We start from the raw sequence: 14,269 nt of genomic DNA, 5'->3' as shown, positions 1-14,269 counted from the left end.
CGTAAGAAAAATGTCTTATTCTAATATTTTTATGACATATATTTGCAGCGAATTTTAAAAACCTAAAAACACCGTTATGAAAAAGAATGTTTATTTGCTTTCATTATTAGCAATCTCTCTTTTTATCAGTTGTGATGACAACAATGACAACAACACTGATAATCAGGCTGTAGAAAACATTACAATTAATTCAGATCAAGCTGCCTTAAACAAAAGGCTTGATTTAACCAATGCCGGAGTAATCGCCATTGAGAACAACAATGTAACCGGAAGAATGGCAGCAACAGCTGCAACTTCATTCCCACTGGTACAAATTGCAGAGGTTAAACCGCCGGTTGACAGCAACGGCAGAACGTTACAGGCAAGTCATGTTGCCGTAAACGGAAATTATGCTTACGTTTCTTATATCATGAGAGGCGATGTGTATTCAGGAGCTATTGACGTTATCGACGTTTCAGATCCTTACAAGCCAAAATTAGTAACATCAGCTTTAATACCTAATACTGATATTACGTCTCTTACCTACTCTAATGGTAATTTAATTATTGGAGCGGCAAAAGACATTGATAAAGATCCTTTACTTAAATCAAATCCTGCTTTGGTATTTAACATGCCGTTAAGCTCAGGATTACTTACAGATAAATTTACTACCAATTATTTAGAAAGCAGAGTAACTACAGACGTTGCTGCTAATTCATCTGCTTATTTTGCCGTAACAGGAGATAACGGAAGTTTATTTAAAATAAACAGTTCTACAAAAGCAGCAGAAGGAAAAGTTACTGTTGCTGATTTACGTTCTATTGCCTTAAGTACAGATAAATTAGTGACTTTAAGCGGTACAAAAGGTGTAAATATTTACAATCCAGCGACTTTAGCTCTACAAAAAAGCTTCACCACTTCTACCGATATCAGCGGTGCTAAAAGAACCATGGATATCGAAGGAACAAAACTTTTTGTTTCTGAAGGTCCAAATGGTCTTGGTGTTTACGACATCAACAGCGGTGTGAAATCGCAGACTATTGCTATACCAGCTGCTGCAGAAGATAATGTTACCAATGCCGTTTCAATAAACGACGGTTATGCATTCGTAGCAAACGGTGCATTAGGATTAAATGTATACCAGTCAGCTTCTCAGCTTAATTTATTAGGTAATGTAGGTATTGCGGGTTCTTCAAACTATGTAAAATCAAGCGGTAACTATATTTATGTTGCAAGCGGAACAGGCGGTTTGAAAATCATTAAAATGGAAAAACCAAACGCTACTTTTGCCAGCTGCTTAACATATCCTGTATACAATCAGGGAGCTAACCTGATTTTAAATTCTAATGACATTAAATCGTATCAGGGAGCAACAGCTATCAATTCAGCTATTGTAAATTCTGGAGCAATATTAACTCACTGTGGATCAATCGCTGTTTTAAGCGACCTAATATTAAACAGCAATGGTACATTTAATATGAGAGGAAGTTTATCTCAGGGTAAATACCTTCAGGCAAACCCTACACAGCTTACAATCAACAGTGGTGCGGTACTTCGTGTTGAAGGATCAGTTGTAATCTGGGGTAACCTGCTTTTAAACAGCGGTGCAAAAATCGAATTTGTGGGTAACGATTCTACTATAACTATTTACGGAAAAGTTACAAAAGGAAGCAATGTTACGATCACAGGAACATACAAAGACACTGAGAATAAACTAAAATAACCGAGTTTAAATTCAAAAAGAATCGAAAAGCTGTCAGTACTAATCTGGCAGCTTTTTTGTTTTCTTTCAAAATAAATTAATTTAACCGGCATTAACATTTCATTTAAATACTGTTCCGTAAAATAATTAGTATTTTTGAAGCTATTTCAAAAAACAATTTACTAATACGATGCGAAAAATACAGGTTTATATCCTTCTTCTATTTTTTATAGGTTTTCAGATTTCATTTGCACAACAGCCGCAAAAGCCAAATTCAGTCGAAATTTACAATCAGATTAAAAAATTAAACTTTTTAGGTTCAGTTTTATATCTTGCTGCGCATCCTGATGACGAAAATACCCGAATGATTTCGTATCTGGCAAATGAAATGAATGCCAGAACCGGATATTTATCGCTTACCCGCGGTGATGGAGGACAAAACTTAATTGGACCTCAATTGCGTGAATTATTGGGCGTTATACGTACTCAGGAATTAATTGAAGCCCGAAAAATAGACGGCGGTGAACAGTTTTTTTCAAGAGCCAATGATTTTGGTTTTTCAAAAAATCCGGATGAGACTTTAGAAATTTGGGACAAAAATAAAGTCCTGGCCGATGTAGTCTGGACTATCAGAAAATTTCAGCCGGATATCATCATAAACAGATTTGATCATCGTTCTCCCGGAACTACACACGGACATCATACATCATCAGCAATGCTGAGTGTAGAGAGTTTTAAACTAACCAACGATCCTAAAATTTATCCTGAGCAATTAAAATATGTACAGCCATGGCAGGTAAAACGCCAGTTCTTTAATCCTTCATGGTGGTTTTACGGAAGCCAGGAAAAATTTGATGCTGCTAACAAAACCAAGTTTACAAAATTAGAAACGGGTGTTTACTATAACGGAACCGGAAAATCCAATCAGGAAATTGCCGCTTTAAGCCGAAGCCGACACCAGTCACAAGGATTTGGAAGCACCGGTGTACGCGGCGAAGAAACCGAATATTTAGAACTTATCAATGGTGAAAAGCCAGTCAATAAAGACGATTTGTTTGATGGAATCGATACTTCCTGGAATCGTGTAAAAAACGGAAAACCTGTTGGTGATCTCATTTCGTCAATTATTTCAAAATATAATTTCAATAATCCATTTGCAAGCATTCCGGATTTGGTAAAAGTCTACGGAATGATTCAAAATTTAGAAGACAGCCACTGGAAAACCATTAAAGCTGAAGCTGTAAAAAATATCATAGCCTCTTGTTCCGGTTTGTATCTTGAAGCTGTTGCCAGCGAACAGGAAGCAACGCCCGGAAGCACTGTAAATTTAAGCCTTGAAGCTATTAACAGATGTGCTGTTGACATGCAGTTAGTAAGTGTTACGACACTTCCGGACAATAAAACAACGATTCAGAATACGGTTTTAAGAAACAATAACGACCAAAGAATCAGTTTATCATTACAGCTTCCTGATGCTATCGAATATACACAGCCTTATTGGTTAAAAGAAAAAGCAACGGTTGGAATGTACACTGTATCAAATCAGGAAATAATTGGAGTTCCGGATATTATCAGAAATGTAAAAGTTGTTTTTACTATTAAAATAAATGGTGTCGAAATTCCTTTTGAACGCACTGTTGTTTACAAATACAATGACGGTGTAAAAGGCGAAATGTATAATTTCCTTGATATTGTTCCCGAAGTAACTACTTCTATTCTCGAAAGAGTTTTGGTCTTTAGAGATACAAAAAGCAAAATGATTCCGGTAAAAGTTCGTGCCGGAAAAGATGATTTAAAAGGGAATTTACAGTTGGAATTGCCTAAAAGCTGGAGCGTATCGCCAAAACAGATTCCGTTTGCATTGGATAAAAAAGGTACAGAACAAGTTTTTTACTTTGAAGTAACACCTCCTTTAAATCCTGAAGAAGTTACAGCAAAAAGCGTAGCCGTTGTTGACAACAAACGTTTTGACAGAGATCAGACAATTATTGAATTCAGTCATATAACCAAACAAATGGTTTTAAAACCAGCTGAATCCAAATGCATCCGAATTGATTTAAAAACTTCGGGAGATGCTATTGCCTACATTATGGGTGCGGGAGATGAAGTTCCTGAGAGTTTAATGCAGATGGGGTACAAAGTTTCTATCTTAAAACCGGAAGAAATTACACCTGAGCGATTGGATTCTTTTAGTGCCGTTATTACCGGAATACGTGCGTATAACACTGTACATGCCTTGGCTAACAAGCAGAATATTTTATTCAACTTTGTAAAAAGCGGTAAAAACATGATTGTACAGTACAATACAAACGGAAAACTCGTAACCGATAAAATAGCACCTTATCCCTTAAAACTATCTAATGATCGTGTGACTGAGGAAAATGCAAAAATCACTTTTCTGGCGCCAAATCATCCGGTTTTAAATACGCCAAACAAAATTACAGCCAAAGATTTCGAAGGCTGGACGCAGGAACAAGGCTTGTATTATCCGAATCAATATGATCCTGCCTTCACTCCTATTATTTCATCGCATGATAAAGGCGAATCGGCTAAAGATGGTGCTTTACTGGTTGCTCCATACGGAAAAGGATATTACATTTATACCGGTTTGAGTTTCTTTAGAGAATTACCTGAGGGTGTTTCCGGAGCTTACCGATTATTATCGAATATCATTTCGCTGAAACAACCTGTAGAAGCTCCTAAACAAGACATAAAACAATAAAATATGGACGCTAAAAAAACAAAAAAATGGGAAAAGAATTACACCTATGTTTTGGTGGCTAATGCAATTTATATTGCTATTTTTTTCTTAATCATGCAATTATACTCATAACCTATGCAGCTATTTGACTGGATCGTACTTATTGTTACATTACTTTTTATTGTTGGATATGGTTCATGGAAAACCAGAGGCAGTAAAAATGTCGAAGATTTTATTTTAGGCAATAACGAAACACCGTGGTATACCGTGGGCCTTTCTGTTATGGCCACACAGGCCAGTGCCATTACCTTTCTTTCAACTCCCGGACAGGCATATCATGACGGAATGGGTTTTGTACAGTTCTATTTTGGTCTGCCAATCGCCATGATTGTTATCTGTTACACCTTTATCCCATTATACCACAAAGCCAAGGTTTTTACAGCTTACGAATTTTTAGAAAGACGATTTGATGTAAAGACGCGCTCGCTTGCCGCTATTCTTTTTTTAGTGCAAAGAGGTTTAGGAACCGGACTTACTATTTATGCCCCGGCTATCATTTTGTCAGCACTTTTGGGCTGGAACTTAACGATAATGAATATTATTATTGGGGTAATGGTAATTATCTATACGTTTTCGGGTGGAACGAAAGCAGTAAACGTAACTCAAAAACAGCAAATGTTTGTGATTATGTCGGGAATGTTTATTACGTTTTTCCTGATTCTGCACTACCTTCCTAACGATATGACTTTTACGAGCGCACTGCATATTGCAGGTGCCAATGATAAAATGAATATTGTTGATTTTTCTTTTAATCCCGAAGAAAAATACACTTTTTGGAGCGGTATAACCGGAGGTTTCTTTCTTGCATTAGCTTATTTTGGAACAGATCAGTCTCAGGTTGGACGTTATTTATCCGGTAAATCAGTCCGCGAAAGCCAGATGGGATTAATCATGAACGGACTTCTAAAAGTTCCTATGCAGTTCTTTATTCTGCTTACGGGAGTTATGGTTTTTGTTTTTTTTCAGTTCAATCCTGTTCCTTTAAATTTTAATCCGAATAATAAAACAACGATTGAAAAATCAGTTTATAAGAATGAGTATCACGCTCTGGAAAAGAAGCTCAATACACTTTCTGAAGATAAAAAAGTAATTAATCTGCTGTATATAGACCAGCTGAATCAGGATTATGACAATCCTATTCTTCGTAAAGAAATGGTAGCCTTATCGAATAAAGAAAAAGATTTGCGTGATAAAGCGAAAGAAATCATTTCAAAAGCCGACAGTAACAGCGAAACAAACGATAAAGATTATGTATTCTTTCATTTCATTCTTCATTATCTGCCAAAAGGTTTAATCGGGTTACTACTTGCTGTGATTCTTTCTGCTGCCATGTCGTCAACTGCTTCGGGTTTAACCGCTTTGGCCTCGACCACCGCAATTGATATTTACAAACGAAACATCAAAACCGAAAAATCCGAAAAGCATTATCTTAATGCGACTAAATTTTTCACTTTGTTCTGGGGAGTTGTAGCCATACTTTTTGCCTGTGTGGGAACTTTGTTCGAAAACTTAATCCAGCTTGTAAATATCATTGGTTCTATATTTTACGGTACAGTTTTAGGTATTTTCCTTGTTGGTTTTTATCTTAAAAAGGTAACAGCAAAACCTATGTTCATCAGTGCGATTATCAGTCAGCTGACGATTTTCGGAATTTATTATTATATGATTTACAGCCAGGAAAAATTAGGTTATTTATGGCTGAATTTTATTGGCGCTATTTTAACAATTATATTGTCGCTTTTATTACAGCTTTTATTCTTTAAAGGAAAAACCAATTCAGAAATCACTGAAAACTAATACTTTATTAAATATCTTTGTCAGAGTCCTGGTATTCTGACAAAGATATTTACATTTATAATTTTCAAATCTACAATCAAACTTCTGATACAAAATCTTTATCTTTGAGAAGGTACTTCAAAATAAAGCGTTATGAAAGATTTGAAAAAATACAGTAATAAAACCAAAGCGGCTTTTATATTACTGATTGTAATGCTATTAATTTTACTTGGAAATTTTAATACACTGCTGAATTCCAAAAATGTCAACGAAAATATAAATGCTATTTACAAAGACCGTCTGGTTGTAGCGCATTATATTTTTCAGTATTCCAAACAACTTCATTTTATTAAAGCCGAAGCTGAAAAGCTGGATTTAAGTGATAATATTAAAAAAGACGAAATCATTCATACTTTGGATATTATTCATAATATTGATGATTTGTACGCAAAAACGGTTCTTACCAATAAAGAAAAACAATATTTTGATGCTTTTCTGAACTCCTGTAAAGAAATTAATAGACAGGCTGCCAACAAAAACTGGGACAAAATTGCTAATTCCAGTTCTGAAGCTTTAAAAACATTAGAATTGCTATCGCAGATTCAGATTGAGGAAGGAAAACTTAAACTGGCAGCAGCCAATGCCATGTACAGCAAAAACAACAGTCTTGGACAACTGCAAATCGCTTTACTTATTATTTTGGGAGGTATCACTTTTTATCTTTTGATTGTAAAGAAAATAAAAAGAACCATTAAAATTCCTGAACCTCCCAGTATGAATTAATTAAATTTAGTGCAGCTTGCAACCCGAAAAAAAAATCCAAATCCTAACAACGTTAGAATTTGGATTTTTATATATTGAAATTTTAAGAAATTATCTGCTCCACTCAGCGATACTGTCTTTATTCATTTTAACGTAATCCTGATTGTTTGCTGCTTCTGCTCCTGCCAAAGAAATTTTTGCAGTTTCAACAGCTCCTTTTTTATCACCTTGTTTTGCCTGGATTAATGATTTTAATCTAGATACATAAAAAGGTTTTTCGGCACTCATATCTAATGCTTTATCTACATATGTTCTTGCAGTTTCGATATTTCCGTTTGAAGAGAAAATATATTGGGCAGATGCAAAATAATCATTCCAGCTTGGTCCTGCTAAAGTCTTTTCGATACTTGCCGTTGCTGTTTTAGCTGTAGGAACTTCAAATTTTAAAGCTACATGCGAGTTTTCCCATGACATCTCCAAATAAGCAAAATTAGGATCTAACCCGTTAATGCCAATTGTAAAACTCTCAACAGGAGTTGGCAGTGCATTTTCTTTTACAGTAGTTCTTAAAGCAACATAAGCATCGCTCCAGTTTTCAGGTAGTCCCCAGTTGTCTGTAGAAAGATAGAAAATCACTTCCCAGCTTTCGATTTTCGGAATTGTATAAATAGAGTATTTACCTTTTTTCAGTGTTTTTCCGTCGATAACAACATCATCACTAAAATTAATGATAGTGTTTTCGTTAGCACCTGTTCTCCATAATTTACCAAACGGAACTAAATTTCCAAACACAGCTCTTCCTCTGGCTCCCGGTCTAGAATAAGTAACTTCAACATCCGTTAAACCAACTGTTTGTTTTATATAAGCTTTTGGACTTGCCTGTGGCGTTTTTACCTGTGCATCAGATGCAAAAGGAGCCAATATGATCGCTAATGCAATAAGTAGTTTTTTCATTATTAATGTTTAATTTTTGTTTTTTTCAAATTTACAAATTCAATCAGCGAACGAATGTTAAATTTTATATAATTCAGGACTTTAACTGTGATATTTTTTCTGCATTTAATTCACTAAAGTGATTGATCACAATATCAGCTTCTGAATAATCCTGTAAATTTGAATGTTCGCTTCGGTAACCTACACAAAAAATCCCTGCTCCTTTTGCTGCTTTTATACCATTTGTACTGTCCTCTATAATAATACATTCCTCTTTTGGAGCAATTGACAATGAAGCAGCATGAATAAAAATCGCCGGATTTGGCTTCGATTGCGGGAAATCTTCACCGCTTACGATATGAGAAAAATACTGATGCAGATTAAATCTCGTAAAAACGCGTTCTATTGTAACTTTTGATGCAGATGAAGCCAGAATTAACTGAATTCCGTTTGCATATAAATCTTTAATCAAATCTTCAACACCATCCAGTAGATATAAATCTTCTTTGGTATCAAAAGCATCGTTGAAAATATTTCTTTTCCATTGAATCAAATCTTCTACTTCATGCTCTACAGACGGAAAATTCCCTTTTAAAGTCTGAAAAGTATTTCGCGTTGAAAGACCGGTAAACGATGTATACATTTCTTCCGGCACTTCGATATTTAATTCTGTAAATTGCTTGTAATAAGCATAACGATGAACGGGTTCTGTATCGACAATTACGCCGTCCATATCAAAAATTACTGTTTTAATCATTTTTTTTTAAAGGTGCTAAGGTTCTGAGGGACTAAGAGGCTAAGTTGTTATTCTTTATTTCTGAGAATCGAAACTACAACTAAACTACTCTTCTTTTTTCGCAATCAAATAACGAATAACTGTTTCAGCGGCATGAAGGCCAAATAATCCCGGCATATAGCTGTTGGTTCCGTAGAAAGATTTTTTGAAATTTTTTCCGTCTGTTAATTTCAGGCTTTTTTCGTTTTGGATTTCAGATGAAAAAACAACTTTCAATTTGTTAATTTGAACCGCTTTTAACCTTTTACGAATCGTTTTAGAGAAATAGCAATTGATGGTTTTAGAAATATCAGCCACTTTTACTTTAGAAGCCAGCATCTTTCCTCCTGCTCCCATACTGCTGATGATTTTTACTCTTTTACGTTTTGCAGCGATAATTAAATTCAATTTTGGTGTAATACTGTCAATACAGTCCAAAACATAATCAAAATCTGCAGAAACGATTTCAAAAGCTCTTTCCGGAGACAAAAATTCCTGAACACGTGTTAAGTTCAATTCCGGATTAATATCCATTAAACGATCGCCTACAATTTTAATTTTTGGTTCGCCAACAGTCGAATGTAAAGCAGGCAGCTGTCTGTTAATATTGGTAATATCTACCACATCACCGTCTACAATAGTCATGTTTCCAACTCCGGCTCTTGCTAAAAATTCTGCTGCAAACGATCCTACTCCTCCTAATCCTACTACCAAAACATTTGCATTACGCAAATTGTCTAATCCTTCTTTTGTAAATAAAAGCTCGGCTCTTTCTGTCCATTCTGCCATATATTCCCTTTTGTTGTTTTTTAAGTTTATTATTTTTTGTTTCAGGTTTCAAGTTTCAGGTTTCAAAAACATCTTTATAATTACTTGAAATAATCGCCTGTAATTCTTTTAAATTTAATTTTTTATATTCTGCTGCGAGATCATAAACCTCTTTAATACTTTCTTCGATTGTATCAGTTTCAAGAAAAAAACGATCGTTTGGAACATTCTGAAAAACGGTTTTTAAATCCGGATTCTTCAGCAAATATTTACCGAATGAAATATAAAATCCTTCCTTAATTAATTGTTCTGCAACCTGAATATTTTTTGAAAAACCATGAATAATCATCGGAACCGAAATATTCAGTTTCTTTTTTACTGCAATTATTTCCTGAAAAGCAGCAACACAATGAATTACAACAGGTTTTTTATATTTTTCGGCTAAAGCCAATTGTTTTTCAAAAACCGGAATCTGCATGTCAAGAGCCAGTTCAATTCGTTTATCTAAACCGCATTCGCCCAAAGCCAGACAATTTTCGATCTGTAATTTTTCTTCAATAATTTTCAATTCTGCATCAATTTGATCCTCTTTAATATACCACGGATGGATTCCTATTGAATAAAATGGGATTAACGAATCAAATTCCTGCGGATATTGATTGACTAATTCCAGTATATCGGACTGATTTGTAAATTGATGGGTATGAAAATTAAAGTATTCCATTAATGAAAAGTTTTCACTCCTGCTCTAATTTCTACTTTTAAATCGTTCTCAAGAGGAACAAGCGGACAAGAATATTTATGATTATAGGCGCAATACGGATTATAGGCCTGATTAAAATCGACAGCAATTGTTTTTCCTTTCGGGATTTTTAAATCAATGTAACGTCCGCCTATATAACTTTCTTTTCCACAGGTTAAATCTAAAAAAGGCAGAAATAAATGATCTTTATATTCCTCTTTTTTAGAAAGTTCAATATTTCGGTAAACATTGAGCTTCATATCTTTACCATTCAGAGTAAAAGATAAAGTTCCGTATTTTATGTATTGAGGCGTTCTGGTTCCGGTGGTTTTCATTTCAAAAACCTTCTCATTTTTTGCTTTTTCAAACTTCGCATTTACAAAATACTTACTGTCTATAGGATAAAAATCTAAAGTTTTAAAAGACTTTAAATCTTCCTCCATTAACGGGCTTGTTTTTGGATCAGCATATTCTGAGTTAATCTGCTTTTGAAACTTTTCGGCTTCAGTACGATCAAATTTCTTTTGGCTGAAACCAAAGCTAAAAGTCAGAAGACCAATTAGGATTAAGCAATCTTTCATCTTGAAAATTTTCTGCAAAAATAGTTTAAAAGTAACAAAGCGACAACCGTTCTAAGTTACAAAGTTTTCTAACTTTGCTGTAAATAGAACAATTATAATGCTTAAAACCGCTTTTTCACATTACATCAACAACTTTAGAGGATTTACAAGAGAAATTTGGATACTTACTTTAATTACTTTTATAAATCGTGCCGGCACTATGGTACTGCCTTTTTTATCAAAATATTTAAAAGAGGATCTTCATTTTACATACAATCAGGTAGGCTGGATTATGGTATCTTTTGGTTTTGGGTCAATGCTGGGTTCCTGGCTTGGAGGTAAACTTTCGGACAAAATAGGGTTTTACAAAATCATGATTTTCAGTTTGTTTACAAGCGGGGTTTCATTATTCTTCGTACAGTACATTACCACTTTCTGGACACTTTGTATTGCGATGTTCGTATTAATGACGATTGCAGATATGTTTCGCCCGGCTATGTTTGTCTCATTGGGCGCTTATGCCAAACCAGAAAACAGAACCCGCGCTTTAACTCTGGTTCGTCTAGCCGTGAATTTAGGTTTTGCTGCCGGTCCTGCACTTGGAGGATTAATTATTATGGGAATGGGCTATTCAGGACTTTTCTGGGTCGATGGCGCTTCTTGTATTATTTCGATATCCATTTTTGCTTTATTAGTAAAAGAAAAGAAAAAAGTAGAACATGATGATAAAGCCGAAAGCGCTGCTGATACTAAATCTGTTTTTCACGATAAAATATTCTGGGTTTTTCTGTTTGTGAGTTTTATAACGGCTATGATATTTTTTCAGCTTTTTACCACTTTACCTTTATATCATAATGAAAAATACGGATTAAGCGAATTTCAAACCGGATTATTAATGACTTTAAACGGTCTTATGATTTTTGCCTTAGAAATGCCTGCGGTAGGTTTTATGGAAAGAAAAGGATTTCCTAAAATCAGGATTATCATAATTGGATCTTTTGTAATGGCCTTTAGTTTTCTGCTTTTAATGATTAATATCTGGGCCGGAATCCTGGTAATCAGTATGATTTGCATTTCGATTGGAGAAATTTTAACCTTTCCTTTTTCAAATGCATTTGCTCTTAGCCGCGCGCCTCGCGGTCAGGAAGGACGTTATATGGCTTTGTACACGATGAGTTTTAGTCTGGCACATATTATAAGCTCTAAGGTAGGTTTTGAAATCATTTCTGATTTTGGCTATCAAATCAACTGGTTATTTATGGCTTGCATAGGTATTCTGGCAACTTCCTGCTGCTTCTGGATTAAAAAAGAATTGGCTTCGGAGAAAATCAAATAAAATCACTTTTACATATAAATACTTAAAATTCAAATCATTAACTTTGATTCTGAATCGCTTTTTTGTGCTTTAATTTTATTTAACAACGAAATTTTTAGTTAAATAACTATATTTATAGTTGTGTAACTAAAAAAATAGTTGTAGGTTTGAATTAAAATTAGAAAACATGCAAAAGTTAACCAACAAAGAAGAAGAGATAATGCACATTTTATGGAAGCTGAAAAAAGCATTCGTAAAAGAAATTCAGGCAGAAATAACTGAAGACCAGCCGCATTATAATACACTTTCGACAATTGTTCGAAATCTGGAGGAAAAGGGTTTTGTGGCGCACAATGCATTTGGAAACACGCATCAATATTATCCGGTTGTCACTCTCGAAGCGTACAGCAAAAAATACATGAAAACCGCTATTGATAATTATTTCAACAGTTCGTATAAAAATATGGTTTCATTTTTTGCCAAAGAAGAAAAAATTTCTGCCGATGAATTACGTGAAATTCTGGAGATGATCGAAAACCCAAAAGACAAAAAATAATTAAGCAGTAATAATCCGGATAACCCTTAGAAAAGAATAATTATGGAAGCACTTTATTTATATATCGCAAAATCGGCCGGTTTACTTTTATTATTTTATGGCGCTTATTATTTTCTTCTTCGAAAAGAAACCTTTTTCAGCAGTAATCGCTGGTTTCTAATCAGCGGATTGATTATTTCGGCTGTACTTCCTTTTCTTTCCTTTAAAAGAATCGTCTGGATTGATGCTGAACCTTTAACCAATATCAATATAACACAGCAGAATTCAGTACAGAACATCAATGCCACAGATTCTGTTAATTATGGACTTTATATTATTCTGATTATCTATATAATTGGTCTATTAGTTCATTTTATAAAATTTGCATTGGATTTTTATAATCTGCAGCTGGTTTTAAAAGGCAAAAAAATCCAACAGCAAGCCGACTTTAAATTTATAGATACCAGCGAAAACATTGCGCCCTTCTCCTATTTCGAATATATCGTGTACAACTCATCAATGTACACGGAATTAGAACTGGAAAATATTATTGAGCATGAAAAAGTACACAGCGACCAGAATCATACGATCGATGTACTTATTATGCGTCTTTTTTCTGTGATTTTTTGGTTCAATCCGATAATCTGGCTTTACAAAAAAGCAGTTACACAAAACTTAGAATTTATTGCAGATAAAGAAGCTGCAGAAAAAATATCAGACAAAAAAGCATATCAGTATACGCTTTTAAAAATAACAACGCAGGAAAGCTGTGTTGCCATCACCAATCATTTTTATCAATCATTAATCAAAAAACGAATTGTCATGTTAAACAAAAATCAATCAAAAAAGAGAAACTACTGGAAGTATTACACAGTGGTTCCGGTACTTGCAGGGTTTATTTTCTTATTTCAAATTGAAGTAATTGCCAAAGAAAAACCGCAAATTGTACAAGAAAATGATTCGAATATTCAATCTGTAGACGTTTACAAAATAAGAAAAAACACCACAGATACTGAATTAGAAGAAATCAAAGAAAATCTGAAAAAGCTTCATAATATTAAGTTTGAAATCTCCGAAATTAAGCGAAATGCTTCAAACCAGCTAACTTCTCTTGTAGTTGATATTAAAAAAGGAAGCCAGCGTGCAAAATCTGTACAATCATCTGATGATGAAACAATAAACGAATTTGGCGTAGTAGTCATAACCTATAAGAACGGAGACAAAAAAATAGGAATTCAAACTATAGATGAAAAGCAGAATAAAGATCCAAAAACCGCAGTAAGCAATAAACTTAAACAAAAACAAAACAGCCATGTCGACACTAATATTAATGTTAGTACAAAAACTAACACTCATACTACTACAAATACTAGCACTGTTGTAACATCTCATGATAACAACACGACTAATACAATCACTGTGGGAGACGCATCAACTGTTGTGGTTTCAAATGGAGCAAAATCGAATATGAAACAAGGATTTCAGCTTTTAATTATTGATGGAAAAGAAATGCCAAAGGATTTTAATCTGGAAGATCTTCCTTCAAAAAACATCAAGAGTATGAGTGTATACACCGGAACCGATGCTCTAAACAAATATGGTGATCGCGGCGGAAACGGTGTAATTGAAATTGAAACCCGCAAATAACAGTCTTAACCAAA

General features: G+C 34.3%; 12 protein-coding genes. 7 read left to right on the top strand and 5 right to left on the bottom strand.

The features are described 5' to 3' along the window. The first annotated feature begins 76 nt into the window (after nucleotides 1–76). The 4 genes from OZP11_RS01110 to OZP11_RS01095 all read left to right on the top strand — a co-directional run bounded on the left by OZP11_RS01110 (nucleotide 77) and on the right by OZP11_RS01095 (nucleotide 7,001). The gene (locus tag OZP11_RS01110; protein ID WP_281233399.1) at nucleotides 77–1,702 is read left to right on the top strand and encodes an LVIVD repeat-containing protein; all 1,626 of its coding nucleotides are present in this window, start codon (nucleotides 77–79) and stop codon (nucleotides 1,700–1,702) included. A 169-nt stretch (nucleotides 1,703–1,871) separates the two neighbouring features. Then, nucleotides 1,872–4,403, top strand: coding sequence for a PIG-L family deacetylase (locus tag OZP11_RS01105; RefSeq protein ID WP_281233398.1), 2,532 nt, complete (start codon nucleotides 1,872–1,874; stop codon nucleotides 4,401–4,403). Between the two features lie 114 nt (nucleotides 4,404–4,517). Continuing rightward, a complete protein-coding gene (locus tag OZP11_RS01100; protein WP_281233397.1) occupies nucleotides 4,518–6,239 on the top strand; it encodes a sodium:solute symporter family protein in 1,722 nt (573 codons plus the stop codon). A gap of 132 nt (nucleotides 6,240–6,371) precedes the next feature. After that, nucleotides 6,372–7,001 carry an MCP four helix bundle domain-containing protein gene (locus tag OZP11_RS01095; protein ID WP_281233396.1) on the top strand — a complete coding sequence of 210 codons (630 nt, stop codon included), beginning with the start codon at nucleotides 6,372–6,374 and terminating at the stop codon, nucleotides 6,999–7,001. 90 nt (nucleotides 7,002–7,091) lie between these two features. Here the strand turns inward: OZP11_RS01095 and OZP11_RS01090 are convergent, their stop codons facing one another. From OZP11_RS01090 to OZP11_RS01070, 5 genes are all read right to left on the bottom strand, one after another. Then, on the bottom strand, nucleotides 7,092–7,934 hold the full coding sequence (locus tag OZP11_RS01090) for a DUF2911 domain-containing protein (RefSeq protein ID WP_281233395.1): 843 nt from the start codon (nucleotides 7,932–7,934) through the stop codon (nucleotides 7,092–7,094). A 73-nt stretch (nucleotides 7,935–8,007) separates the two neighbouring features. Further along, on the bottom strand, nucleotides 8,008–8,670 hold the full coding sequence (locus OZP11_RS01085; RefSeq protein WP_281233394.1) for an HAD family hydrolase: 663 nt from the start codon (nucleotides 8,668–8,670) through the stop codon (nucleotides 8,008–8,010). An 84-nt stretch (nucleotides 8,671–8,754) separates the two neighbouring features. Next, nucleotides 8,755–9,477: a tRNA threonylcarbamoyladenosine dehydratase gene (locus OZP11_RS01080; RefSeq protein WP_281233393.1), complete on the bottom strand. Its 723-nt coding sequence runs from the start codon at nucleotides 9,475–9,477 to the stop codon at nucleotides 8,755–8,757. 55 nt (nucleotides 9,478–9,532) lie between these two features. After that, nucleotides 9,533–10,180 carry a TatD family hydrolase gene (locus OZP11_RS01075; protein ID WP_281233392.1) on the bottom strand — a complete coding sequence of 216 codons (648 nt, stop codon included), beginning with the start codon at nucleotides 10,178–10,180 and terminating at the stop codon, nucleotides 9,533–9,535. Then, nucleotides 10,180–10,779, bottom strand: coding sequence for a DUF1684 domain-containing protein (locus OZP11_RS01070; protein ID WP_281233391.1), 600 nt, complete (start codon nucleotides 10,777–10,779; stop codon nucleotides 10,180–10,182). The genes OZP11_RS01075 and OZP11_RS01070 overlap by 1 nt, the downstream gene beginning before the upstream one ends. Before the next feature lie 97 nt (nucleotides 10,780–10,876). On the opposite strand from OZP11_RS01070, the gene OZP11_RS01065 reads away from it, so the two are divergent. The 3 genes from OZP11_RS01065 to OZP11_RS01055 all read left to right on the top strand — a co-directional run bounded on the left by OZP11_RS01065 (nucleotide 10,877) and on the right by OZP11_RS01055 (nucleotide 14,255). Next, nucleotides 10,877–12,094, top strand: a complete 1,218-nt coding sequence (locus OZP11_RS01065; protein WP_281233390.1) for an MDR family MFS transporter — start codon at nucleotides 10,877–10,879, stop codon at nucleotides 12,092–12,094. 166 nt (nucleotides 12,095–12,260) lie between these two features. Next, a complete protein-coding gene (locus tag OZP11_RS01060) occupies nucleotides 12,261–12,629 on the top strand; it encodes a BlaI/MecI/CopY family transcriptional regulator (RefSeq protein ID WP_281233389.1) in 369 nt (122 codons plus the stop codon). Between the two features lie 42 nt (nucleotides 12,630–12,671). Beyond that, nucleotides 12,672–14,255: a M56 family metallopeptidase gene (locus OZP11_RS01055; protein ID WP_281233388.1), complete on the top strand. Its 1,584-nt coding sequence runs from the start codon at nucleotides 12,672–12,674 to the stop codon at nucleotides 14,253–14,255. Nucleotides 14,256–14,269 lie beyond the last annotated feature (14 nt).

Source organism: Flavobacterium gelatinilyticum (genome assembly GCF_027111295.1).
Taxonomy (GTDB): domain Bacteria; phylum Bacteroidota; class Bacteroidia; order Flavobacteriales; family Flavobacteriaceae; genus Flavobacterium; species Flavobacterium gelatinilyticum.
Note: the sequence above shows the minus strand (reverse complement) of the source record. Positions and strands in the feature narration are given on the sequence as shown.

Bases quoted from the DNA above. Each gene is read 5' to 3' on its own strand.
- OZP11_RS01070 (WP_281233391.1), bottom strand. From the start codon at position 10,779: ATGAAAGATTGCTTAATCCTAATTGGTCTTCTGACTTTTAGCTTTGGT.
- OZP11_RS01085 (WP_281233394.1), bottom strand. From the start codon at position 8,670: ATGATTAAAACAGTAATTTTTGATATGGACGGCGTAATTGTCGATACA.
- OZP11_RS01075 (WP_281233392.1), bottom strand. From the start codon at position 10,180: ATGGAATACTTTAATTTTCATACCCATCAATTTACAAATCAGTCCGAT.
- OZP11_RS01055 (WP_281233388.1), top strand. From the start codon at position 12,672: ATGGAAGCACTTTATTTATATATCGCAAAATCGGCCGGTTTACTTTTA.
- OZP11_RS01105 (WP_281233398.1), top strand. From the start codon at position 1,872: ATGCGAAAAATACAGGTTTATATCCTTCTTCTATTTTTTATAGGTTTT.
- OZP11_RS01065 (WP_281233390.1), top strand. From the start codon at position 10,877: ATGCTTAAAACCGCTTTTTCACATTACATCAACAACTTTAGAGGATTT.
- OZP11_RS01110 (WP_281233399.1), top strand. From the start codon at position 77: ATGAAAAAGAATGTTTATTTGCTTTCATTATTAGCAATCTCTCTTTTT.
- OZP11_RS01090 (WP_281233395.1), bottom strand. From the start codon at position 7,934: ATGAAAAAACTACTTATTGCATTAGCGATCATATTGGCTCCTTTTGCA.
- OZP11_RS01080 (WP_281233393.1), bottom strand. From the start codon at position 9,477: ATGGCAGAATGGACAGAAAGAGCCGAGCTTTTATTTACAAAAGAAGGA.
- OZP11_RS01100 (WP_281233397.1), top strand. From the start codon at position 4,518: ATGCAGCTATTTGACTGGATCGTACTTATTGTTACATTACTTTTTATT.
- OZP11_RS01095 (WP_281233396.1), top strand. From the start codon at position 6,372: ATGAAAGATTTGAAAAAATACAGTAATAAAACCAAAGCGGCTTTTATA.
- OZP11_RS01060 (WP_281233389.1), top strand. From the start codon at position 12,261: ATGCAAAAGTTAACCAACAAAGAAGAAGAGATAATGCACATTTTATGG.